18 protein-coding genes and 1 other RNA gene are annotated in these 23,117 nt (G+C 67.9%); 11 read left to right on the top strand and 8 right to left on the bottom strand.

The annotated features are described in order from the left end of the window. Positions 1–8: 8 nt before the first annotated feature. A complete protein-coding gene (locus tag QQM72_RS30840; RefSeq protein ID WP_314224118.1) occupies positions 9–962 on the top strand; it encodes a DMT family transporter in 954 nt (317 codons plus the stop codon). An 18-nt stretch (positions 963–980) separates the two neighbouring features. Beyond that, an RNA gene (gene rnpB, locus QQM72_RS30835) (RNase P RNA component class A) lies at positions 981–1,384 on the top strand. Positions 1,385–2,125: 741 nt separating this feature from the next. Here rnpB and QQM72_RS30830 read toward each other — a convergent pair. After that, complete coding sequence (locus QQM72_RS30830) at positions 2,126–3,571, bottom strand: hypothetical protein (RefSeq protein WP_314224117.1); 1,446 nt, start codon at positions 3,569–3,571, stop codon at positions 2,126–2,128. 218 nt (positions 3,572–3,789) lie between these two features. Between QQM72_RS30830 and pglW the strand changes: the two genes are divergently transcribed. Both pglW and pglX read left to right on the top strand, forming a co-directional pair. Continuing rightward, positions 3,790–8,508: a BREX system serine/threonine kinase PglW gene (gene pglW / locus QQM72_RS30825; protein WP_314224116.1), complete on the top strand. Its 4,719-nt coding sequence runs from the start codon at positions 3,790–3,792 to the stop codon at positions 8,506–8,508. Further along, on the top strand, positions 8,505–12,104 hold the full coding sequence (gene pglX, locus QQM72_RS30820) for a BREX-2 system adenine-specific DNA-methyltransferase PglX (RefSeq protein ID WP_314224115.1): 3,600 nt from the start codon (positions 8,505–8,507) through the stop codon (positions 12,102–12,104). The genes pglW and pglX overlap by 4 nt, the downstream gene beginning before the upstream one ends. On the opposite strand, the gene QQM72_RS30815 is transcribed toward pglX, so the two are convergent. Further along, positions 12,031–12,555 (bottom strand): ATP-binding protein, encoded by a 525-nt coding sequence (locus QQM72_RS30815; RefSeq protein ID WP_314224114.1) that lies wholly within the window; start codon positions 12,553–12,555, stop codon positions 12,031–12,033. The genes pglX and QQM72_RS30815 overlap by 74 nt on opposite strands. Before the next feature lie 228 nt (positions 12,556–12,783). Between QQM72_RS30815 and QQM72_RS30810 the strand changes: the two genes are divergently transcribed. Both QQM72_RS30810 and QQM72_RS30805 read left to right on the top strand, forming a co-directional pair. After that, positions 12,784–13,614: a helix-turn-helix domain-containing protein gene (locus QQM72_RS30810; RefSeq protein WP_314224113.1), complete on the top strand. Its 831-nt coding sequence runs from the start codon at positions 12,784–12,786 to the stop codon at positions 13,612–13,614. Next, positions 13,611–13,814 carry a DUF397 domain-containing protein gene (locus tag QQM72_RS30805; protein ID WP_314224112.1) on the top strand — a complete coding sequence of 68 codons (204 nt, stop codon included), beginning with the start codon at positions 13,611–13,613 and terminating at the stop codon, positions 13,812–13,814. Before QQM72_RS30810 ends, QQM72_RS30805 begins: the two co-directional genes overlap by 4 nt. Positions 13,815–14,020: 206 nt before the next feature. Here the strand turns inward: QQM72_RS30805 and QQM72_RS30800 are convergent, their stop codons facing one another. Beyond that, entirely contained in the window at positions 14,021–14,866 is an 846-nt protein-coding gene (locus QQM72_RS30800; protein ID WP_314224111.1) for a helix-turn-helix domain-containing protein, read from the bottom strand. 19 nt (positions 14,867–14,885) lie between these two features. Beyond that, positions 14,886–15,641 carry a DUF6879 family protein gene (locus tag QQM72_RS30795; RefSeq protein ID WP_314224110.1) on the bottom strand — a complete coding sequence of 252 codons (756 nt, stop codon included), beginning with the start codon at positions 15,639–15,641 and terminating at the stop codon, positions 14,886–14,888. A 485-nt stretch (positions 15,642–16,126) separates the two neighbouring features. Between QQM72_RS30795 and QQM72_RS30790 the strand changes: the two genes are divergently transcribed. From QQM72_RS30790 to QQM72_RS30780, 3 genes are all read left to right on the top strand, one after another. Continuing rightward, positions 16,127–16,627 (top strand): hypothetical protein, encoded by a 501-nt coding sequence (locus tag QQM72_RS30790; protein WP_314224109.1) that lies wholly within the window; start codon positions 16,127–16,129, stop codon positions 16,625–16,627. Between the two features lie 71 nt (positions 16,628–16,698). Next, on the top strand, positions 16,699–17,355 hold the full coding sequence (locus QQM72_RS30785; protein ID WP_314224108.1) for a class I SAM-dependent methyltransferase: 657 nt from the start codon (positions 16,699–16,701) through the stop codon (positions 17,353–17,355). 402 nt (positions 17,356–17,757) lie between these two features. Then, complete coding sequence (locus QQM72_RS30780; RefSeq protein ID WP_314224107.1) at positions 17,758–18,633, top strand: hypothetical protein; 876 nt, start codon at positions 17,758–17,760, stop codon at positions 18,631–18,633. 120 nt (positions 18,634–18,753) lie between these two features. On the opposite strand, the gene QQM72_RS30775 is transcribed toward QQM72_RS30780, so the two are convergent. Together QQM72_RS30775 and QQM72_RS30770 are read right to left on the bottom strand one after the other, a co-directional pair. Further along, the gene (locus QQM72_RS30775) at positions 18,754–19,392 is read right to left on the bottom strand and encodes a DUF6879 family protein (protein ID WP_314224106.1); all 639 of its coding nucleotides are present in this window, start codon (positions 19,390–19,392) and stop codon (positions 18,754–18,756) included. Further along, positions 19,385–19,654 carry a hypothetical protein gene (locus QQM72_RS30770; protein ID WP_314224105.1) on the bottom strand — a complete coding sequence of 90 codons (270 nt, stop codon included), beginning with the start codon at positions 19,652–19,654 and terminating at the stop codon, positions 19,385–19,387. The genes QQM72_RS30775 and QQM72_RS30770 overlap by 8 nt, the downstream gene beginning before the upstream one ends. A gap of 229 nt (positions 19,655–19,883) precedes the next feature. Between QQM72_RS30770 and QQM72_RS30765 the strand changes: the two genes are divergently transcribed. Both QQM72_RS30765 and QQM72_RS30760 read left to right on the top strand, forming a co-directional pair. Continuing rightward, positions 19,884–20,294, top strand: a complete 411-nt coding sequence (locus QQM72_RS30765) for a hypothetical protein (RefSeq protein WP_314224104.1) — start codon at positions 19,884–19,886, stop codon at positions 20,292–20,294. Next, the gene (locus QQM72_RS30760; protein ID WP_314224103.1) at positions 20,291–22,426 is read left to right on the top strand and encodes a tetratricopeptide repeat protein; all 2,136 of its coding nucleotides are present in this window, start codon (positions 20,291–20,293) and stop codon (positions 22,424–22,426) included. The genes QQM72_RS30765 and QQM72_RS30760 overlap by 4 nt, the downstream gene beginning before the upstream one ends. A gap of 35 nt (positions 22,427–22,461) precedes the next feature. Here the strand turns inward: QQM72_RS30760 and QQM72_RS30755 are convergent, their stop codons facing one another. Both QQM72_RS30755 and QQM72_RS30750 read right to left on the bottom strand, forming a co-directional pair. After that, positions 22,462–22,719: a Txe/YoeB family addiction module toxin gene (locus QQM72_RS30755; RefSeq protein ID WP_093774786.1), complete on the bottom strand. Its 258-nt coding sequence runs from the start codon at positions 22,717–22,719 to the stop codon at positions 22,462–22,464. After that, positions 22,716–22,988: a type II toxin-antitoxin system Phd/YefM family antitoxin gene (locus QQM72_RS30750; RefSeq protein ID WP_093774788.1), complete on the bottom strand. Its 273-nt coding sequence runs from the start codon at positions 22,986–22,988 to the stop codon at positions 22,716–22,718. Before QQM72_RS30750 ends, QQM72_RS30755 begins: the two co-directional genes overlap by 4 nt. Positions 22,989–23,117: the final 129 nt, after the last annotated feature.

Genomic DNA, 23,117 nt, shown 5'->3' with positions numbered 1-23,117 from the left:
CTCCCCGTATGACTGCACGCGGCTGGTTCCTGTTCTCCCTGATGGGAGTGGTGTGGGGCATCCCCTACCTGATGATCAAAGTGGCGGTCGAGGACCTCTCCCCGTCCATGGTCGTGTTCACCCGATGCGCGCTGGGCGCAGCCCTCCTGCTCCCCTTCGCGCTACGGCAACCGGGCCTGACGCGGACGGTACGGGCGCACTGGAAGCCCATGCTGGCCTTCGCGGTCATCGAGATCATCGGCCCCTGGTTCACCCTCACCGACGCGGAACGCCACCTGTCGAGCTCCACGGCGGGACTGCTGATCGCGGGCGTGCCCATCGTCGGAGTGACCCTCTCCCGGTTCTTCGGCGACACGGAGACGCTGGGCGTACGGCGCGTCGCGGGCCTGGCGCTGGGCCTCGCCGGGGTCGGGGTCCTCACCGTCCCGCACCTCACGGGCGGCGACGCCCGTTCCCTGGCCGAGGTCCTGCTGACGGTCCTCGGCTACGCGACGGCCCCGCTGATAGCCGCCCGCCACCTCAAGCACGTCCCGTCCCTCCACCTCACGGCTCCCTGCCTGGCCCTGGCCGCCCTGGTCTACGCACCGGCCGCGGCAGTCACCCGGCCCGCGGAGCTGCCCGCCCCGTCCGTGCTGGCGGCCCTCGCGGGCCTGGGCGTCATCTGCACGGCGGTCGCCTTCGTCGCCTTCATGGAGCTGATCAAGGAGGCGGGGCCCACCCGCGCCACGGTCATCACCTACGTCAACCCGGCCGTCGCGGTGGCGGCGGGCGCCCTGTTCCTCGACGAGCCCCTGACGGCGACGGTCGTGGCCGCCTTCACCCTGATCCTGGCGGGCTCGGTCCTCGCGACGGCGGGACCGCGCCGCGACGCGCTCCCGGTATCGACTGCTCCCGGGGATCCCGGGGAGCAACCCCCGGACCCGGACCCCCGGCCGGACCGGGACGCGGCGCGCGCCCGGTAGCATGGTCGACACGGCAGACGAGCCGGGCGGACGGCCGCGTGGAGTCCCTCACGGGACTTCCCGAGGAACGTCCGGGCTCCACAGGGCAAGGTGGTGGCTAACGGCCACCCGGGGTGACCCGCGGGACAGTGCCACAGAAAACAGACCGCCGGGGACCTCGGTCCTCGGTAAGGGTGAAACGGTGGTGTAAGAGACCACCAGTGCCCAGGGTGACCTGGGCAGCTAGGTAAACCCCACCTGGAGCAAGGTCAAAAGGAGTGCCGTAACAAGCGCTCTGCGCGGACGTTCGAGGGCTGCCCGCCCGAGTCCGCGGGTAGACCGCACGAGGCCGGCGGCAACGCCGGCCCTAGATGGATGGCCGTCTCCCCGGCCGCCGCGAGGCGACCGGGCGACAGAACCCGGCGTACAGCCCGACTCGTCTGCCGCCACCTGCGGCTTTGCCTGGGAAGGGGCCTCTGACCTGCGCCGGAGGCCCTTTCCGATCTTTCAGGGGCTTGCCGCGTCTGGGCTGGCGGCATGCCGCGCAAGTACCCGAGGAGACAACCGCGTTGGACGGGCGGACCATCGAGGTCGTGGACCTTGAGACGGACTGGGATGTGCTCCATTCGCTGTTCCTGAAGGGGCTGCTGGCTGGACCCACCGAGGCTTCATGGCTGCCGAGATAGGCGATCTCCCTGCGGGCGTTGGCCCGGGCTGAGTTCGCCGCGTCGCGGCTCTGCGTGTACTGCTGCCGGGCCGTCGCGAGATCGGCACGGACGACGCCCACCTTGTCGTGCGCGGCGATGCCGGCCTGAGCGGTGCGCAGCGCGGCGGCGCGTTCGGTGAGTGCGGCGTCCAGCGTCGCGGAGAGCCGCGCGGCGAGCCGGTCGGGATCCACCTGCTCGCCGTACCTGTCCCGCAGCGACGGAACCGTGATGTCTCTGGCGCGGTGCACGATTCCGTCGGGGAAGCAGGTCTCCGCGGAGAGAAGGTCGCAGACGCGTTCTCCCGCGCCATCTCCACCCTCGAGGTGATCGGCTCATCGTCATGATGTGCCGGACCGAGGCACGTGCGGAAGAGCGAGCTGATGTACGCCGAGGTGGGGCAAAACGTGTTTCCGGTCGGTGCTGCTCCGGCGGGAGGAGAGCCTCTTCACGAAACGCACTCGGTCCATACCGTCTGGATCAGGAGCCCGGAGCGTCGGATTTCCGCTGCGGCGAGGCGGGCGGGGAGTATGAGTTGACCTTCGGCCTGTTCTTCGCACTGCGGCTGCGGGCGCGTGTGGCCCGTGCACGGGGCGTCTCCTCGCTCGTTTCGAACCCCAGCATGACGCTGTACCCCTCGCGGGCGCGCTGCAGCCCGAAGTCCCGCAACTGCTCGACGCTGGTTCCCACGGTCCCGACCATGCCGTGCTTGACCAGTTCCGCGAACTCTGAGCCGACGAGGTAGCGGCCTACCCGTTCATAGCTGAAGATGCGCCCGCCCTTCTTCCCGAGTGTGCAGTCGTCGTCCAGGAGAACGCGGGCGTACGAGAGGGGGATGTACATTCCGTGGGCCAGCTCGGAGGTGGGAGCCGCCCCGTCCCGCCAGTGCGCGAACTTCAGGAAGCACGAGTCCTGGGAGAGGCGCCATTCGTGGGAGCGCGCAGGCTTCGCGCTGAGCTCCGCAACCTGCTCCAAGCGGTCCATCTGGTCCAGGAGTTGCTTGTTCACCCGGTATTCCTTGCCCCGGGATGCCAGGCGTTTGTACTGGACGAGGACGAAGCTGTGGGTGGGGTGGTGGTAGTAGATCATGTCCGTGCCCAGTCGGCTCTCGACCGGAGTGGCATTGACGTTGACGATCTCGAGACGGCGCCCGGTGGAGTCCTCCAGCACGTGGATGTCACATCGCACATCACCGAGCCCTCGCCAGTCGTCGAAACGGGGAGCCTCGCTGCCGAGACCGGCTCTTACGTCGTGGTCGATCAGGCTGTTCTCCACCGGGTCCGGGATGAGGCCCGCGAGGTACGGCTCGTCCCGTGACGCAGGGCGTCCCCAGGCCGACAGCGCGGAGGGAGGGAAGTCGGTCACCCTGGTGAGGGACTGAGCGGCGTCCCTCTGTTCCTGCCACGCACGGTCCGCCGCGTCCTCGACGTCGAAGACGACCGGTGTGAGATTGGCGAGCAGCCATTCGATGTACGGGGCCAACTCGGGGTGAGCCTTCAGGAGCGCTTTGCGGAGAGCCTCCCAGGCAGCCGTGCCGCAGTGCCCCGCACTTCCGGAAAGGGCCTGCTCCACATGGGCTCGGTGCGTCGAGGAAAGGGAAGCGAGGATACCGTCCGGACCGTCCAGAGGCACCGGCCTCGGACATCTGCGCATGGGCTCGATGGTGATGCTTCTGTCGACCGGCCCCACGGTGTTGAAGCGCTGGACCGACCCGACCCAGGTGATGAAGCGGCCGTGTTCGGAGAACTCCCTACGGCTGTTGTTCGCGGGATGCTTTCGGTTGTCGCACACCAGGAGCGCTAACCGAGTACCGGGCTCGGACGTTTCCAGCCCGGTGGGCAGTCCTTTCGTGAAGCGTTCGGTGATGAGCCAGTCGGATTCGTTCTCGGCCATCTGGGGCGAGGTGAGGGTCACTATGTACGTCACTCTGCGACCCTACCGACGCCGCTGGGACCGCAGACCTTCATCCGATCACCGCCCTATCGGGCAAGCGTGTGGCAGGGCGGGATATTCTTCTGCGAATGCCCTTTGGCCCCGTTCTTCACGGCCTCTTCTCATGTCGTAGCCAGCCACTAGGATCTGCATGCAGGGTCTGACCATGGGGAACGGCGGGCCCTGGACGGAACGAGGAGCGGGGAACAGGCATGCGGGAAGGCCGGTGGGTCACGGTCACCGAGTCCGAGTTCGATCATGAACGCCGTGGCCTGGACGCGATCCGGGAGAAGCTGCCGGACTCCGACCCCTGGCGTGCCTGGTCGAACTTCACCTTCACCGCGAACACCGGTCACGTCCGGGAAGTCGACCTCCTGGTCGTCACTCCCGGCGGCGTCTGCATGATCGAGCTGAAGGACTGGCACGGCTCGGTCACCTCCGAGAACGGCACCTGGGTGCAGACCACGCCCGGTGGCCGCCGCCGTACGCACGGCAACCCGCTGCACCTGGTCAACCGCAAGGCCAAGGAACTGGCCGGCCTGCTCGCGCTGCCCGGCAACAAGCGGGTCTGGGTCGCCGAGGCCGTCTGCTTCACGGACAACGGCCTTCGTGTGCGCCTGCCCGCCCATGACCAGAACGGCGTCTACACCGTCCACCAGCTGGTCGAGACGCTCAAGCAGCCCCCACGCGACGAGCGGCGCCGCATCACCGCGATCGGCTCGCGCGAGATCGAGGCGGCCCTCAAGAACATCGGCATCCGCAAGAGCGACGCGCAGTACAAGGTCGGCCCCTACGAGTTGGAGCGGAAGTCCTTCGACTCCGGTCCCACCTGGGCGGACTACCTCGCCCGGCACAGCGACCTGCCCGAGGCCGCCCGCGTCCGCATCTACCTCAGCGAGCGCGGCTCGGACGCCTCCCTGCGCCAGTCCGTCGAGAACGCCGCCCGGCGCGAGGCCGCGGTGCTGGGCCGTTTCAAGCACCCGGGCGCGGTCGAACTCAAGCAGTACTTCCCCTCCGGGCACGCCGCCGGCCCCGCGCTGATCTTCGACTACCACCCGGACACCCTGAAGCTGGACGAGTACCTGGTCCAGTACGGCGAGAAGCTGGACATCCTCGGCCGGATGGCGCTGGTCCGCCAACTCGCCGAGACCATGCGCTCCGCGCACTCCAGCCGCATCCACCACCGGGCACTCGCCGCCCGCTCCGTGCTCGTCGTCCCCCGGCCGCGCGGCAGGAAGGGCCGGGCCGTGGGGGAGGAAGCCGCCTGGCTCACCCCGCACCTCCAGATCTCCGACTGGCAGATCGCCACCCAGCGCAGCGGCGACTCCTCCCAGGGCCAGGGCATGACCCGTTTCGCGCCGACCGCCCTGTCCGCGATGCACCTGGCCGACGACGCCGACGCCTACCTCGCCCCCGAGCTGACCGCCCTCAACCCCGACCCGGTCCACCTCGACGTGTACGGGCTCGGTGTCCTCACCTACCTGCTGGTCACCGGCAAGGCCCCGGCCGCCAGCCAGGCCGAGCTGCTGGCCCGCCTGGAGGCGGGGGAGGGCCTGCGTCCCAGTTCCCTGGTGGACGGCCTGTCGGAGGACGTGGACGAGCTGGTCCAGGCCGCCACCGCCTACCGGCCGGGCCAGCGCCTGTCCAGCGTGGACGAGTTCCTGGAGCTGCTGGAGGTCGTCGAGGACTCCCTCACCGCCCCGGCCCAGGCGGCCACCGCCACGGAGGGGCCGGCCGACGAGGACGACGAGACCGCCGCCGACAAGGACCCGCTGGAGGCCGTCGCCGGTGACGTCTTCGCCGACCGGTGGGAGATCCGCCGCCGCCTCGGCACCGGCTCCACCAGCCGCGCCTTCCTCGTCCGCGATCTTCAGGCCGAAGCCCGCAGGACCCGCCCGCTGGCCGTGCTGAAGGTCGCCCTCTCCGACAGCCGCAGCGAGATCCTCGCCCGCGAGGCCGAGGCCATGGGACGCCTGCGCCCCCACTCCGGCATCATCCGCCTCGTCGAACCCGAGCCGCTGCACATCGGCGGCCGTACCGTCCTGGCCCTGGAGTACGTCGGCGACGAGCGCGACGACAGCGGACAGGGCACCGAGGGCGGCGCACGCCCGCGCCGCCGTGAGGAGACCGTCTCCCGCCAGCTCCGCGAGAACGGCCGCCTTCAGGTCGACCAGCTGGAGGCGTACGGCGACTACCTCTTCGGAGCCGTCGACTTCCTGGAGGGCGAGGGCGTCTGGCACCGCGACATCAAGCCCGACAACATCGCGATCCGCATCCGCCCCAACCGCACCCGCGAACTCGTCCTCATCGACTTCTCCCTCGCCGGCTACCCGGCGAAGAGCACCAACGCGGGCACCGACGGCTACCTCGACCCCTTCGTCGACGTCATCACCCGCGGCTCCTACGACTCGCACGCCGAGCGGTACGCCGTCGCCGTCACCCTGCACCAGATGGCCTCCGGCGAGCTGCCCAAGTGGGGCGACGGCAGCGTCCTGCCCCGCATGACCGACGCCAAGGAGTGGCCGTACCCGACCATCGCTGCCGAGGCCTTCGACCCGGCCGTACGGGACGGTCTCGTCGACTTCTTCCAGAAGGCCCTGCACCGCGACGCCGGCCGACGGTTCCCCGAGCTGAAGCCGATGCGGGACGCCTGGCGCAAGGTCTTCCTCGACGCCTCCCAGACCGTCCCGTCCAGCCACCGTTCCCGCCACCCGGCCCCCGCGACCACGGGGGAGGGGACCCCCGCCGGGGGCGCCGCCGCGGTGGCGATCGCGGACGCCGAGCCGGAGACCGCCGAGCAGCAGCGCGACCGCCTCGCCGCCGAGGTCACGCGGGATACTCCGCTGACGGTCTCCGGGCTTACGCCCGCCGCCCAGTCGTTCCTGTACGGCCTGGGAATTGCAACTGTCGGTGAACTGCTCGACTACAGCCGCCGCAAGCTCGTCAACGCCCCCGGCCTGGGCGCCAAGACCCGCAACGAGGTCCAGCAGCGGCAGCGCGAATGGGGCGAGCGGCTGCGCGAGATCCCCGTCTCGCCGCTCACGCCGAAGGGCCGGGCGGAGGCCAAGGAGGAGCTGGAGCAGCTCACCGCCGCCGAGTCCGCGTTGGCGGGCCGCCTCGCGACGGGTGAGTCGGCGGGCGCGCTGCCCGCCCGCACGCTGCGCTCGGTCAGCCTCGACACCCTCGCCACGGTCTTCGTGCCGGCCGTCAACAACAACGGCTCCAACCGCAACAAGGCGGAGATGGTGCGGCTGCTGCTGCGCCTGCCCGACGAGCACGGGGTCCTGCCGGACATCGGCGTCTGGCCCAAGCAGAAGGATGTCGCGGAGGGTCTTGGGCTGAGCCACGGCCGTATCCCGCAGATGCTCAAGGACGAGCGCAAGCGCTGGAAGGCGGAGCCCGCCGTCCGGGCACTGCGCGAGGAGATCATCGACCTCCTGGTGAGCATGGGGCGCGTCGCCTCGGCGGTGGAGATCGCGGATGCCTTGGCCGTCCGGCGCGGCACGCACCTCGCGGGGCGCGAGCAGCGGCGGGCCATGGCGCTGGCGGCCGTACGAGCCGTGGTCGAGGTCGAGCAACTGCTGCCGCAGGAAGCCGAGTTCCAGCACCAGCCGAACCGCAAGGCGACGGACGAGTCCCTGGGCGCCGGCCTGCTCGCCCTCGACGTGCGGGAGAACGACGGCCCGGACACCCCGACCGCGCCGGGCCTGCTGGAGTACGCGACCCGCCTCGGCAAGACGGCCGACCGGCTCGCCAGGCTGGACACCCTGCCGACGGCGGCGACCGTGCTGGCCGAGCTGGGCGCGTTGACGGTGCCGCCGGGCACGGTGGACTGGGACGAGCGGCGCATGGTGGAGCTGGCGGCCGCGGCCTCCGTGAACGCCGCCGCCACGCCACGCCTGGAGATCTACCCGCGTGACCTGTCGCTGGTCAGGGCGTTGCGCCTCACCCAGGCCGGGCTCGTCCGCTGGATCCCGGGTATGCCGGAGGGGCAGCAGCCGGGCCTGACCGGCGAGGCCGTGCACGAGAGGGTCCGGGCTCGCTTCCCGGAGATGGTCGTCCCCGACGGACGTGGCGGCACGCACCACGAACTGCCGACCGGCGGCCCGCTCACCAAGGCGTTGCGCGACGCCGGCTTCGAACTGTCGCTCAGCATGCACGAACGCGAGGGCGTGCTGCGCTACCTGCCCACGCGGGTGGACGACGCGTCGAGCTACCTGACGACGGGTGCCTGGCGGCAGTCGACGCGTACGGGTGCGGTGACGCGGTACGCCGACGACCCGCAGCTCGCGGGCGCGGTACGCGCGGAGGAACGGCTGCTCGCGTCGGCCCGCCGGGACGGGTACCGGGTGCTGACCGTACGGCAGCAGCTGGTGCGGGACGCGGTGCGGGAACTGGGCGCCGGGCGGCTCGGCACGGATGCGGTGTCGGTGACGGAGCTGTTCCTGGAGGCCCTGCACGCGCAGGTCACGCCGGGCACCAAGCCCACCTGGGAGACCCTGCTCAAGGCGGACGCCGCCGAGCCGGGTTCGAAGGGCGCGGTCCGGTTCGCGGAGTACGCGCGGACGGCATGGGGCGCGGTGGAACCCCGGATCACGGAGCTGCTGGGCAACGGTGGCGGGAGTGGGGCTGTTCCTGTTGGCCCTGCCGGTCCTGTGCTGCTGACGGAGGCCGGGGTGTTCGCGCGGTACGACGCGATGGGCGTCCTGGACCGACTGGCGTCGGCGGCCCGGCGGGGCGGGCGGGGGCTGTGGCTCCTGGTCCCGCAGAGCGACCCCTCACGCGAGCCTCGGCTCGGGCAGGTGGCCGTGCCGTACCAGGCCGGCCTGGGGGAGTGGATTCAGCTTCCGGACACGTGGGTGGGCAACGCCCATCGCGGGTCCGGCGAGATTGTGGCTAGCGCCAGTGGTGTCGAGGGAGACGCGAAGTGATCGACCGCAAGGCTCTGTTGAACGACCTGAAGCAGCAGGTCAAGGCGGTCGAGACCGACCTCGGGCGCCAGGTGAAGGCGCTGGGGGATGTCGGTGCGCGCTTGAGGGCCGAGTACGACCAGGCACGCAAGCTCGGGCGTACGGCGGCGACATGGACCTCGTGGCTGGACGAGCGGGTCACGCAGGTCGCGGTGGCGTGGGTGCTGGGTACTGTCTTCGTACGGTTCTGCGAGGACAACCGGCTGATCCCGGAGCCTTACCTGACGGGGCCGGACGGTGACCGGCGGGAGCTGGCGGAGTCGCGGTACGACGCGTATGTGGAGTCGGACGAGGATCCGACGTACCGGGGGTGGCTGGAGAAGGCGTTCGAGGAACTGGGGCAGGGGCAGGCGGGTCGGCTGCTTTTCGACAAGCGGCACAACCCGCTGTACCAGGTTCCGCTTTCGCATGACGGTGCGCGGGACCTGGTCGAGTTCTGGCGGGGGAGGGATGAGGCGGGCGTCCTCGTCCACGACTTCACCGACCCGCTGAACGAGGACGGCACGGAGGGATGGGACACACGGTTCCTGGGGGACCTGTACCAGGACCTGAGCGAGCTCGCACGGAAGACGTACGCGCTGCTCCAGACGCCAGAGTTCGTGGAGGAGTTCATCCTCGACCGGACGATGAATCCGGCTGTGCGGGAGTTCGGGTACGAGGAACTGAAGATGATCGACCCTACGTGTGGGTCGGGGCACTTTGTGTTGGGGGCGTTTCGGCGGTTGGTGCGGCTTTGGGGGGAGGGGCAGCCGGGGAAGAACGTGCATGAGCGGGTGCGGGCTGCGCTGCACTCTGTACACGGGGTGGACATCAACCCGTTCGCGGTGGCTATTGCTCGATTCCGGTTGCTGGTTGCGGCTATGGCGGCGGGTGGGGTGCGGACGCTAGCGGAGGCGGCGAAATACCAGTGGCCCATTTACATGGCCGTAGGGGACTCCCTGATCAAGTCCCGCTCTCAACAGGGCAACTTGTTCGGCGAGGCCGACGAAGACCTCGGGGACGAGCTGGCTGAGTTCAAGTACGCCACGGAGGACGTGCACGAGTACCAGGACATCTTGCGACCGGGTCGATATCACGTGGTGGTGGGAAACCCGCCTTACATCACCGTAAAGGATAAGAAACTCAACGAGCTGTATAGAGAGTTGTATCCGGCGTGCGCGGGTACATACGCGCTCTCGGTTCCATTTGCCCAGCGCTTCTTCGAACTGGCTAAACGGGGGGATGCTGAGGGGCGAGGCTATGGGTTGGTTGGGCAAATCACTGCTAACTCCTTCATGAAGCGTGAGTTTGGGGTAAAACTCATCGAGGGCTACTTCGCGCATGCGGTGGAATTGACTGAAGTCATCGACACTTCGGGTGCGTACATTCCGGGCCACGGGACGCCAACGGTCATCCTGGTTGGCAAGCAGCGGGGTGGGGACGCGCGGTTGCGAGTCATCCGGACCGTACGCAGTGTGCAGGCAGAGCCTGCCGCTCCAGAGAGGGCAGAGGACGGTCTCGTCTGGCGGGCCATCGTCGAGCAGATCGACAAGCCGGGCTCGGTGAGCCAGTGGGTGTCTGTGGATGACCTAGACCGTAAGAAGTACTTTGGCAGGCAGCCTTGGATCCTCGCAGACGGCGGCCTTGAGTTGGTTGAGCAGATCGCAAAGGAAAGTAAGCACTCTTTGAGGGCGGTAATTGAACCGCCTATCGGCCGTGCGATCCGGGCTGGTGCTGACGAGGCGTACATTCGCCCCTTGCGTAGTACTTACCGCACAGTTGCCAGCCGAGTTGGGTTGCGCCCCCTGATGGCGGGGGAAATCGTTCGGGATTGGAACGCCATTCCAGAAGAGGCGATTTGGTTCCCTTATGCTGACGAACTGACGCCCGGCGACATGGCGAGAGAACTGTGGCCGCTGCGACGGCTTCTTCAGGTGCGTCGGACCTTTCAAGGGGATATGGAGGATGCGGGTCTTCAATGGTGGGACTATATGCAGTTCACGCCTTCCGCTTACCGGACGGAACTGTCTCTATCGTTTGCTGAAGTGGCTACGCATAATCACTTCGTGTTGGACCGAGGGGGTAGGGTATTCAAGCAGACTGCTCCTGTCATCAAGCTCAGCCCCGACGCGGTAGAGGAGGAATACGTACAACTGCTCGGAATTCTGAATAGCTCAACAGCTGCTCTCTGGCTTAAGATGGCTTGCCATAATAAAGGGCGGCCTGGTGCTGAGCAGGCAGGTGCCGATGAGCCATGGGAGAATCGCTATCAGTTCAACGGGGCAAATGTCGAGCGAATTCCCCTCCCGATTTCCTATCCAGTTGTTCTGGGAAGAGAAATTGCGGATCTAGTGCAACAGTTTTTGGGATGCGGCCCTTCCGTAGTGGCAGCATCGGGGGTTCCAACGGCGCAGAGGCTCCGAGACGCGCGCGAGTCTTGGGAAGATATGCGTGGCCGAATGATCGCTCTTCAGGAAGAGCTGGATTGGAAGGTTTACTCCCTTTACGGGCTCATCGACCAGGAGCTCGTTGTCTCTGAGGGCGAAATCCCTGCGATCGATTCTGCTGAACGTGCCTTCGCGATCGTGCTGGCCCGCAAGTTGGAAGATGGCGAGATTGCCACTTCTTGGTTCCGCCATCATAATCACAATTACATTCCTACGATCGACACTCCCGCCGACTGGCCCGCCCCCTACCGCGAGATCGTCCAGAAGCGCATCGACGCCATCGAGTCGAACCGTGCCATTGGCATGGTCGAGCGCCCCGAGTACAAGCGCCGTTGGGCCACCGAAGGCTGGGACGCGCTTCAGGAGAAGGCCCTCCGCTCCTGGCTGCTCGACCGGATGGAGAACCGGGACCACTGGTTCGACGAGAACGGCCAGCCCACCATTCTCACCCTGGCCCGCCTCACGGACGCGCTCTCCCGTGATGAGGACTTCGTCTCCGTCGCCAAGCTCTACGCGCCCCGTAAGGAGCTAGCGAAGGTCGTCGCCGAGCTGATCACAGACGAGCATGTGCCGTTCCTCTCTTCCCTGCGTTACAAGCCCTCCGGGCTCAAGAAGCGCGCCGACTGGGAAGAGGTGTGGGACCTCCAGCGCAAGGAGGACGCCGCGCCCGATGAGCCAGCCAAGCGGAAGATCCGGGACTCCATCCCCGTGCCGCCGAAGTACACCTCGGCCGATTTCCTCCGCGCCTCCTACTGGAAGGCGCGCGGCAAGCTCGACGTGCCCAAGGAGCGGTTCGTCTCCTACGGGCAGACCAACGCCGCCACCCCCGAGCTGTACGGGTGGGCCGGCTGGGACCAGCGCGAGCAGGCGCAGGCCCTCGCCACATACTTCACCAACACCGCGCTGTCCACCGAGGAGATCACGCCGTTCCTCGCCGGCCTGCTGGAACTTCAGCCCTGGCTGTCCCAGTGGCACAACGAGTTCGACATGCTCTACAGCGGCTCCCCGGCGGACTTCTTCGCCGGTTACCGCCAGCAGAAGCAGGGAGAACACGGACTCACGGACGACGACCTCCGGGGCTGGCGTCCTCAGGCCGCGACCCGAGGTCGTCGCGCAGCAGTGAAGCAGTAGCCAGTAGTAGATCGAGGTCCGTCGGTTCATGGGCCACCCGGTGCGTGAGCGGGTGGCCCTGGGGCCGCACGTGCAGCTCCGCCCACACTGTCTTGCCCGGAGGGGCCCAACGAGGGCTGACACCCCAGTCGTCAGCGAGGGCGGCTACGAGCAGCAGGCCCCGGCCTGACTCGGAAAGCGAGTCGGTCGCCGGCGGACTTGCCGGGGGCTGTTTCTCCGCCCGGGTGTCGGTCACCTCGATGCGGAAGGTGTCCTCGGTCAGGGTGAGTTGTAGGTGGAAGTCCCGGCCGGGGATGTGGCCGTGGCGTACGGCGTTGGCGGTGAGCTCGGCCGTGATCAGCGTGAGCGTCTCGTTGACTTGGGTTGTGTAGGGGTGGCCCCAGTCGTTCAGGCGGTGCGAGACGAGTCGGCGGGCGAGGCGGGCACCGCGCGGGGTTGATGTGAAGCGCATGGTGAACTCGCGTTCGGGTGCGGGGTGCTGTGGCATATGCCCGTTCGGGGGAGTTGCTGACTTCATAGGGTCAACGATCACGAACTCTGCGTAGCGTTGACCAGGAGCGCTGCGCTGACGGGTACGGGCTGTACACGCGGGCGGTGCGCTTGTACCTGGTGGTGGGCGTGACCGGTTCCCGGGCCCCGAGTTGGCTGACTGGGGCGGTTGTACGAGAGGAGCTGCGGCGTGGACGACGAGGTTCAGCAGCCGGAGTACGAGGTCGGGACGGGCATGCTGTTCGTGTTCGGGCGGCAGTTGAAGCTGTTCCGGGAGCGGGCGGGGATGGACCGCGCGAGGCTCGGGTCGCTGACCGGGTACTCGGCCTCGACGATCGCGTCGTTCGAGCAGGCAAGACGTATTCCGCCGCCGAAGTTCATCGACCAGGCCGATGAAGTGTTGCAGGCTGGTGGGGTGTTGTGCGCGAGCAAGGAGGAGGTGGCTCGGGCTCAGTATCCGGCGTTCTTCCGGGACGCGGCCAAGTTGGAGGCCGAGGCCCTTGTACTGCACGTGTATGCCACCCAGGCGGTGCCAGGTCTCTTGCAGACCAAGGAGTATGCGCGGGCGGTCTTCGCCATGTGGCGACCGGAGTTGGACGAAGAGGTGGTTGAGCAGAGGTTGACCGCTCGACTGGCACGGCAGGAGATCTTCTCCCGGCGCCCGGCACCGCATCTGAGCTTCGTGATTGAGGAGGCCGTACTTCTGCGTCCGCTCGGCGGAGAGGCTATTTGGCGAAGCCAGTTGGAGCACCTCATGCTCCTCGCCGAGAAGCGGAACGTGGAGATCCAGGTGTTGCCGCATTCCCGTCAGGAGCATGCTGGATTGGCCGGTCCGTTCACCTTGATGGAGATGAAGGATGGGCGCAGGATCGCCTACGCGGAGGTGCAAGGCGACAGCCGTGTACACACGGAGCGCCAGAGGGTCCGGGAACTTGAACGTACCTACGGGACCCTGCGCGCGCAGGCCCACACTCCGGCAGAATCACGTGCATTGATCGAGAAGCTGTTGGGAGAGAGATGAGCGGGGATATCGCGAGGCTCGGCCTGGACGGACTGGCCTGGTACAAGAGCAGTTACAGCGCTGGCAATGGCGGCGAATGCGTCGAGGTCGCCACCCGCCCCGCCAGGGTCCACGTCCGCGACTCGAAGGACACAACCCGTGCCGCACTCGCCGTGGCCCCCACGGCCTGGACCGCGTTCATCGAGTTCGCGGCACTCTGACAGGCGCAGGGCCCTCGGCGGGTGTGCACGTGCCAAGGGCCCTGCGCTTGTCTCAGCAGGGGTCGGATCCTTCCGCGTTCGGCGTCAGGGCTACGGGCCCTTGCTCGCCATGGTCGCCATGGGGATGAGCGGCTGCCCCGTCGGGGCGCCGGTGTGCGAGTTGATGAGCGTCGTTCCTCTGAAGCATGGCCTGTCGTCCGGATCGGTCAGTGCAACGCACGTCGCGCCGCACTGATGAGACGGTGCGCGTCACCGCCGTACACCGCGGACTCCCGGAGCGTCCGCCAGGTGCGCAGATAGGTGTCCACACTGGCCTCGTCGTCGATCCACAACTCCGCGTGCCAGTTCTCGACGATCACCTTGCGGTCGTCGTAGATCCAGAAGGTGGTGGCCGGAGGGATCTTGAGGGCGGCGGAGAGCGGGATGATCCCCAGTTCGACCGTGGTGAGGCCGATGACTCCGGCGAGGCGGTCGAGCTGGGCGCCGAGCACCGACGGAGGGCAGATCTGGGCGTACAGAGCGGCTTCCCACAGGATGAGGTGAAAGCGCTTCGACGAGTCGTAGAGCGTTTCTTGCCGTTGCATCCGGGAGCGTACTGCCTGCTCGGTGTCGCGCGGTGATCTCTGTAGCTCCGCGTATCTCGTGAAGATCGACTGCGCGTAGTCCGGCGTCTGGAGAATCCCGAAAATCATGGACGACTCCCAGCCACGGAATACAGAGGCGTCGGCATGGGCGCGTAGATGAGTGTCCTGGACCGCCTTGTGCCCAGAGGCCAGCTGTCGCCGCCACGACCGGATGTGGGACTCGAAGCCCCGCAGCCGCCCGAGCAGTTCGTCGTACGCCCCCGGTTGGCCGGTTGCCTCCGCCCACCTGCGCAGGCAGTCGGGCGTTGGTGTTGTCCGGCCGTTTTCCAGCTTGCTGACCTTCGACTTGTGCCATCCGCACCTGTCGGCCAGCTCGGTACCGGTGAGACGACCGCCGGGGGCTGACAGCCGAAGCTCCCGGAGGCGTATCCCGAGAGCTTCGCGTGCCTTCTGGTAGTCCGTGCTCACCGGTACACACCTGTTTCTGTCACTCCTTCACGGCCGGGCCGGCCGCGAACTCCTCGTACGGGACGGCGTGGTGCATGGCCGCGTCGCGCACCATGGAGTACCGCACCACCTTGGCGGGCTCCGTGATCAGTTCGACACCTACCAGGTCGTCGGCATCGTCGAACTTGAGCAACGCGACCATCCGCGAGTCGAAGATCCAGAAGTCTTCGAAGGGGAGGTTCAGCCGGTCGGCGTCGACGCGCCGGAGATTCATGATCCGCTCGCCGACAGCGCTGTTGCGGCGTGCGTTGTCGAGCAAGTACAGCTGACCTGTCGTGGGCGGGTTGTCGACGATGCGTACCCGTCCCACCCGCTTGCCGAGCGCGGCTTGTGCGCGCCGGTTGGCACACCATTCCGAGTCCTGGTCGTCCCAGTTCACCGGCTCACCTCGGGTGAACTGGGCGTAGGTCTCGGTGACCTCGTCCGACGCGTAGCGACGCCGAGTTTCCAGCCGCCAGGCTGTGTGCTCGAACTGGGTGAAGAGCCGGTCGAACTCGTCCAGGTCGATGAACTTCGCTTTGCGGGTCATGTCCTTGGGCCCCCAATCCACGAGGAGTTCGCGTGGCACCACGACCGGCACCTCGCCCTCGCCCAGGTGCCGGAGTCGGGCGATGTCCTCGGGGTCGGTGAGCGGCGGGCCGTGCACGATGACCTCGCCCGTGTCGAGGTCCTCATGGACAGACGGACACCCATTGACGCCGCTACCCGTCCCGTTGAAGCGCAGCCGTCGCACCATGAGTAGTTCCTTTCGCGGGGGATCGATGGGTCAAGCCTCCCCAAGGGCGGTGCCTCATGCGAGCTGTTCAGACGGGCCATATGAGGAACTTCGGGGAACTCACCCGCGAAGTCAAGCAACTTCGAGGAACTTCTCTGTCTCCCAGTCCCTGCCTTTCCTTACGGTCTCGTTCATGGCTACAGCGCAACAGGTTCAGGACGCCGATCCCTTCGCGGCCGTAGAGGCTTTGGAGGCGGGACTTTCTCAGGCAGGCCTCGTACTGCCCTCGCTCGCGATCGATGTCGGCTCGTGTGCCGTTGCGCCTGCCTGTGCCAGCTGCAACCGCCAGGGCTCCAACCAAGTCGCCCGTTCCGGCCAGGACAGCCAGTAGCCCTCGTCGGAGCGGGATGCAAGGCGCCCGTGTCGCGCTTCCAGCCCAGGAGAGGCCGACAGGCGGCACGGGCTCGCATCCGAACAAGCACGACCTTTGTCCGAAGGAGCAGTCCATGACCGTCACGCTCGACCGGCCCGTGAGCACCCGCACGCGGGACCCGAAGGAACTCCTCAACGCCGTCCAGCCCCGCATCAAGCACCTGACCATCAACGTGCTGGACGGCGGCATGACCCTCTGGGACCGCGAAGTGGCCCTGCTGCTGCGCGACCACACGATGGTCCGCGACATGGCCGAACGCGTCCTCGGCAACGCCGTCATGTACACCATCGGCTGCATGGAGCACCCGGAGGTCCATCTCGGGGTCGGCAAGCTCGTCGACATCGGCGTTCACCAGCTCATCCTTGACACACCCGTGTGGTGGGCCCTCTGCGAGGCGTACAACGCGGGCCGCTACAAGCACCACGCCCCGTTCATCGAGCGCCGTCGCGACGGTCTGTGCCTGCGCACGGCGGACTTCCTGAAGTCCATCGGCTTCGACATCGACGAGGAGCTGTGGGCGATCGACGGCACGGACTGCTCGCCGTGTGACAACAAGGTCCCCGACAGCCACTGAACAGTCCTACGCTGGCCCCTGTCCTCGGTCCCCAGGAGGACAGGGGCCAGCCCTTGCGAAGAGGAATCGACTTGCCCGCACAACACGACATCGCCGCCGAGACGGAGCTGTGGGACACCTTCGCCGCTTCCGCCTTCAAGGAAGACGCGGAGCCGGGCTTCTGCTGGACCCAGTACGCCGGTCACGGACCCGGCCCGGAGCTGCTGGGCGACCCGCGCTCCGTACTGGAGATCGGCTGTGGCACAGGCCGCACCCTCGCCCACCTTGCTGAGCGCGGCATCGCCGCTCGGGGTGTCGATCTGTCTCCCGTCATGGTCGAGAAGACCACCACGAAGTGGGACGGCACCGGCGCGGAGTTCGTGTGCTCCGAGGTGCTGGAGTACCTGAGCGAGCACGAGGAGGTGTACGACGCGGTCTACTCGATCTTCGGAGCCGCCTGGTTCACAGACCCGTGCCGTCTCTTCCCCCTTGTCCGCCAACGGCTCAGGCCCGGCGGCGTCTTCGTGTTCTCGCAGCCGCCGGCCATCCCCGGCGCGTACGGGCCGCAGGGCATGTACAAGGGAGGTTTCGCCGGGAAGGCGATGTTCACCTACCGCTACAGCTACCGCCCGGCCGTCTGGGAGCGCCTACTCACCCGGGCCGGGTTCGCCACGGCCGACGCGCGGGTCCTCGACGCGCCTCACCCCGGGCACATCGGGACGCTCCTCGTCCGCGCGGTCGCTCCGTGACGGACAACGGGCGAGCGCGTCTTCGTGCTTCGATCCGCGACGGCTCGTCCGAGGAGTCGGCGGGCGAGGCGGGCCCCGTGTGGGGTTGAGATGAAGGGCATGGTGAACTCCCTTTCGAGTGCGGGACGCTGTGGCATGTGCCGAGGGCCCAGTGCATGTCCGCCTCCGCAGCACTTTTAGCAGCCCTCGCGCCTTGCTCGCCGGGTGCCGCGCAGGCGCTGGCTGCCACGGCGATCAACGTCCGCCCAGAGACGCTCGATTCACAACGGCGGTCGCTGTCCCAAGTGACGATCGACATCGTGATGCACCCAGCCCGCACGCCACTGCCACTCACATAACGAGGCCCGAACGGAGCTGACACAGTAGGGCCCTTGGGGCACGGAGCTACTGTAAGTTCCTGCTATGAAACAGGGCAAAGACATCGAGAACCCCGAGTCGCGCTTCTCCGCGGTGCTGCTGGCGGCAGCGAAGCTTCCCGGCGTGCGTATCAACAGGGAGACGTACCTCCGAAGTGCGCTGGCTCGGCACTGCTCCGAGGACGACATCCGGAGAGCGATAGAAGAGACCCCCGCTGCGGCAGGCATCCCTGTCGAGGTTCTCGACAAGGTGGCCAACGACTCCATCCGCTTCGAGACCGGCAAGGTCAGCGCTCTCTCCGCCGCTGCCGGGATCCCCGGCGTCCTCGCCCTTCCCGCCACAGTGCCCGCCGACCTGGCCCAGTACTTCGGCCACATGGTGCGTATCGCGCAGAAACTCGCCTACCTCTACAGCTGGCCCGACCTGTTCTCCGACGACGGCGATGACGTCGATGACGCGACCATGGGGGTGCTGACGCTGTTCTTCGGCGTGATGTTCGGCACCCAGTCGGCGAACACCGCCGTGGGGAAGGTCGCGGGGATGATGTCGAAGCAAGTAGCCAAGAAACTGCCCCAGAAGGCACTCACCCAGGGTGTCATCTACCCGATAGTGAAAAAGGTCGCGGCTTACCTCGGCGTCCAGATGACGAAGCAGTCCTTCGCGAAGGCCGTCTCGAAGGCCATCCCTCTCGTCGGGGCCGTTGTCTCCGGCGGGCTCACTCTTGCGACCTTCCTTCCGATGGCCAAGAGGCTCAAGAAGCACCTCGCCGGCCTGCCGCTGGCGGAGCCGTCGCGCCGAGTGATGGATGGGGAAGTCGTGGAGGGCGAAGTCGTGGAAGACCACGGACCTTTCGCCCCAGCACACGCTGACCAGCACGGCGCGGACACCACTGCCATCAAGCTGGAGGAACCTCAGTCATGACAGGGCGAGCGCTCTCCTGAATGCCGAAGGGGTGGCCCGAGGCGGCGTGCGTTCTCGTCATCGCCGCCGGGGGCGGTGATCTGTTGGTATGAGGGCTCGCTCGGCACCCCGCCTCCCTGATCACCGCGAACCGCGAAAACAAGTCTGAGCGCCGGACACCTGAGGCGGGGCCAGGGTGACGATCTCCCGGTCGAAGAAATCGTGGAATCCCTCACCACGCTCATAAAGCGCATCGAATCCGGCGTTCGTTTCCCGGATCAGTGAGCGGTCGGTGTAGCGGTTGGCTCCGGCCGCATTTCCGTCCTCGTCGTAAACGACCTCATACATGACCGCATCGCCGAGAATCACTACTTCTGGAACCGGGCGACTCCGCTCGATGTCCGAAATATCGCGAGCGTCGAGAACCCTGATGTCGTCGCCCACGTCCACACGCACACGCAGGACGAACAACTCCCATTGCACATACGGCGTGACCGGGAATTCCACGACCCGGAGGCGGCGGTGTGTGACGCCCAGTTCCGACGCCCGCCGGATTTCCCGGGCGTAGTCCTCACGCCTCTCGTCGGCCAGGGACAGGGCCCTCTCCCAGTCGCCGTCGGCGAAGGCCTCCCAGCTCGGGAAGCCGCGCTCCTTGAAGTGCTGGCCGCGCTCGAGCTTGTTGAGGAAGCCGATCCCGTTGGTGTAGAGCCGGCCCAAGTCCGCGTGGTACGTGGGGCGGTCAAGGCGTTCGGAGGTGCCGCCGGGGAAGGAGTCAAACACTGGGGATGTCCGGCTTCGCCGCGATGAGCATGTTCCTGGGGATGACCACGAGGCGTTCGTCCGACCCGATCGAGACCCCGTCGGGCAGGTTCCTGCCGAGTGACCGGGTGAGGTCCCGGCCGATGACGGCGATGTCGCCGTTGGTGAGTTCCCAGATGTCCGGGCAGTCAGGAGTTCCGGTGGTGTTTCCGAGTTCCTGGGGTGTTTTTCCCAGTCGCTGTTTAAAACCTGTGTCCGGATCCGCTTCCCATGGCCTGGCCATTTCCCATCGCCCCCTCGATCTGTCGGGATGCCTCACTGTAGCGTGCAACTTGCCTGTCTGACGATGTGTTGGAACCAGCCCACTGGGGTAATGGCGAGGATTGGCTCCTCCTCGTCTCATGTCGCTCAGGGCTGGAATGATATTGATCGGAAAGAAAATCATGTCAACGCCTGACAGGTGGCACTTTCCATCTGTGCTGTCGGAAAATCGGGTGAACGGAGGGGCGGCTGTGGACTCAGAAGTGACCCTGCTCGCGCAGAGCGCGGGGGCCACCTTGGTCACGTTGATGGCGACCGATGCCTGGCACCGTGTGCGGGACGGGATCACACAGCTCTGGCGCCGGACACAACCCGAGCGCGCCGAGATCGTCGCCGCCGAGTTGGAGGCCGGCCGCGAGGACGTGCTGACCGCCGTGGCGGCCGACGACCAGGAGACCCTGGACGAACTACGCCTTCAGTGGCAGGGGTTGGTGCGGCGGCTGCTCGTGGCCCGGCCTGCCGCCGTCGAGGAGATGCGCGCGCTGCTGGACCAACTCGATCCAGGTGGCTCGGCCGCCCGGCAGATCACCCAGCACGCCACCGCGTCCGGTCAGGCCAGGGTCTACCAAGCCGGACGTGACCAGCACATCGCAGAGCGATGACGGGCGGGACGGGCGGGACGGACGGCCACGCCGAGGACCAGGGACGTGTCTACCAGTCGCGGGGCGACCAGCACATCAGCGAGCACCACTACTACGGCGGGGACGGGCCGGAGCTCGGCGGGCCGGACTCGGTGCGTCGCCCGGCGGTCGGCCGGCTCCCCGTCGCGCTGCGCGACCGCAGCGAGGTGATGGAGCGCCTGCGGGCGAGCGTCGAGGCGGAGCGCGGCGGGCAGGTCTACGTGCTGTACGGCATGGGCGGCTCGGGCAAGACGGCCGTCGCCTGCGCCCTGTTCCAGGAGGTCACCGGAGAACAGGGTCGGGTGGGCCTGTGGGTCAACGCCTCCGACCGTGCGAGCCTGCGCGCCGGCATGCTCGCCGTCGCCGCGGACCGAGGGGCGGGTGACGGCGAACTGCTCGCCGCACGCAACGGCCTCAGACCTGCCGCCGATCTCGCCTGGACGTATCTCGACCGTTCCGCCGAACCCTGGTTACTGGTCCTGGACAACACCGACGAGCCGGAGATCCTGCGGGACGGCAACTGGTTGCGCACCAGCCCGCGCGGCACCGTGCTGGTGACCACACGGCGAGCGGCGGCCCGGTGGTGGCCGGGCGCCGAGCTGCAGTACATCGGCGTACTGCCACGGGAGGACGCCGCGCTCGTGCTGCGCGATCTCGCCCCGCACAGCGGTACGGCGGAGCAGGCGGCGCGGGTCGCGGACCGGCTCGGGCGGCTGCCCCTCGCCCTCACCCTGGCGGGCGGATTCCTCTCCCACCAGGTCATCGACCCCTGGACGCTGGACGTCTACGGGGACCAGCTCGACGGAGACGAACGGGTCCAGCTGATCGACCGGGGTGCCGACGCGCTGTCCGAAGCGGACCCCCGGCATCTGGTCGGCCTGACCTGGCAGCTGACCCTCGACGCGTTCGAGGCGCGCGGGCTGCCCGAAGCGGCGGCCCTGCTCAGACTGCTGGCCAGGTTCGCCGCCGAGCCGCTGCCGCTGACCCTGCTCAACCACGCCGACATCGGCGCCGTACTGCCTCGTGCCCGAACCGAGACAGCGCTCAGAGCCCTCCTCGACCAGTCGCTGTCCGAACTGGTCGACGCCGCCGGCGCGCGCTGCGTACAGAGTCACGGCATCCTTCTCGACAGCGTCTCGGCGGCGACCCCCGCGGACCTGGTGCCCGCCCTCGACACGACAGCCGTCCGGCTGCTCGACGCGGCCGTGCCCGCCGTACCCGACGCGGGGCCGCACGATCCGCGACTGCGCCTGCTGGTACCGCACGCGCTGGCCCTGCTGGGGCACATCGGCGGGCCGTTCGCCGCCGACGCCCTGGCCGTCGCGACCCGGCTGTCGGTCGCCCTGCACCGGACCGGTGACTACCTCTCCGCCTGGGAGACCGCCCGAAGCGCGGCGGAACTCGCACAGCGACTCCTCGGCGCGGACCACCGTACGGTCCTCGCCGCCCGCTCCAGGGCGGGGCGGGCACTGTTCCGGCTGGGCAGGTACGCCGAAGCCGAAGCGGCGCTCCGCGCGGTCCGGGAGGCCCAGGAGCGCCTGTTCGGCGCCGAGGACCCCGACACCACGGACAGCGGCTACGGCCTCCAGCTCGTGCTGGCGAACCTCGGCAGACGCGAGGAATCCGTCGCGCTGCTCCGCGACACCGTCGCCGGGCGGCGCTCGGCGCTGGGCCCCACGCATCCGCTGACCCTGCGGGCCCGCGCCGGCCTGCTGGAGATGCTGCCCGCCGCCGACGTGGTCACCGAGGAAGGCGGCACACTGCTGACGCTGCCGTCGGAATGCGAGCGGTCCCTCGGCCCCGACCACACCGTGACACTGGGCGCCCGGCACAACCACGCGTGGGCGCTCTACCTCCTGGGCCGCTTCGACGAGTCCGACCGTGAGATCCGGCGGGTCGCCGAGACGTATGTGCGGCGCTTCGGGCCCGAGTACCCGATCGTGCTCGCCGCCCGGCAGCTCCTCTCCCGGACCCGGGCCGCGCTCGGCCATGTGGAGGAGGCGATCGAGCTGATGACCGACGTCGTCGCACGACGGGAACGCGGCCTGGGCCCCGATCACCCCTTCACGGTCGCGGGCCGGCGGCTCCTGGACACGTACCGATCGGGCCGATGACGTGACGGCGCGTGCCGCAAGGGCGAGCGGTGACCTCAGTAGTGGTAGCGGGCCTTGAGGATCTTGACTTCCTTCTCGTCCACCCGGTAGACGAGCCGGTGCTCGTCGTCGATCCGGCGTGACCAGTAGCCGGACAGGTCGCCCTTCAGAGGCTCCGGCTTGCCGATGCCGGTGAAGGGGGTGCGCTGGATCTCGGCGATCAGCCGGGTGATCCTGCGGGCCATGGCGCGGTCCGAGCTGAGCCAGAACAGGAAGTCCTCCCATCCGGCCGGGTCGAAGTGGACGCTTCTCACCCGTCACCCGCCAGCTCTTCCAGCTCGGCCATGGTCCTGGTGATCACGGTCTCGCCGGACCGGTCCCGTGCGATGGCTTCCATGAGGCTGCGGGCGTTGGCGGGAGAGCGCAGCAGGTAGACGGTCTCCTGCCAGGAGTCGTAGTCCTGGGCGGACATCAGCACCGCGTCGCCGTTCTTGGAGCTGATACGCACGGGGGTGTGGTCGTCGTTGACGCGCTTGATGAGCGGAAAGAGATCCTTGCGGGCCTCGCTGGCGCTTATGGTCATCTGCGGCACCCTCTCCTGGTGGTACTGGAAAACGGTACTGCAATGGTACGAGTTTTTGGTACGGGTCGCGGAGCGAGACGTCTTCGGCAGCCCCGATCCGATTCCGGTGGCCGGGGGCGCGAGGGCCGC

Origin of the sequence: Streptomyces zaehneri, assembly GCF_032248645.1 — a bacterium.
In the GTDB taxonomy this organism is placed as follows: Bacteria; Actinomycetota; Actinomycetes; order Streptomycetales; family Streptomycetaceae; genus Streptomyces; species Streptomyces coriariae.
This window is presented reverse-complemented; position numbering and strand designations above follow the sequence as displayed.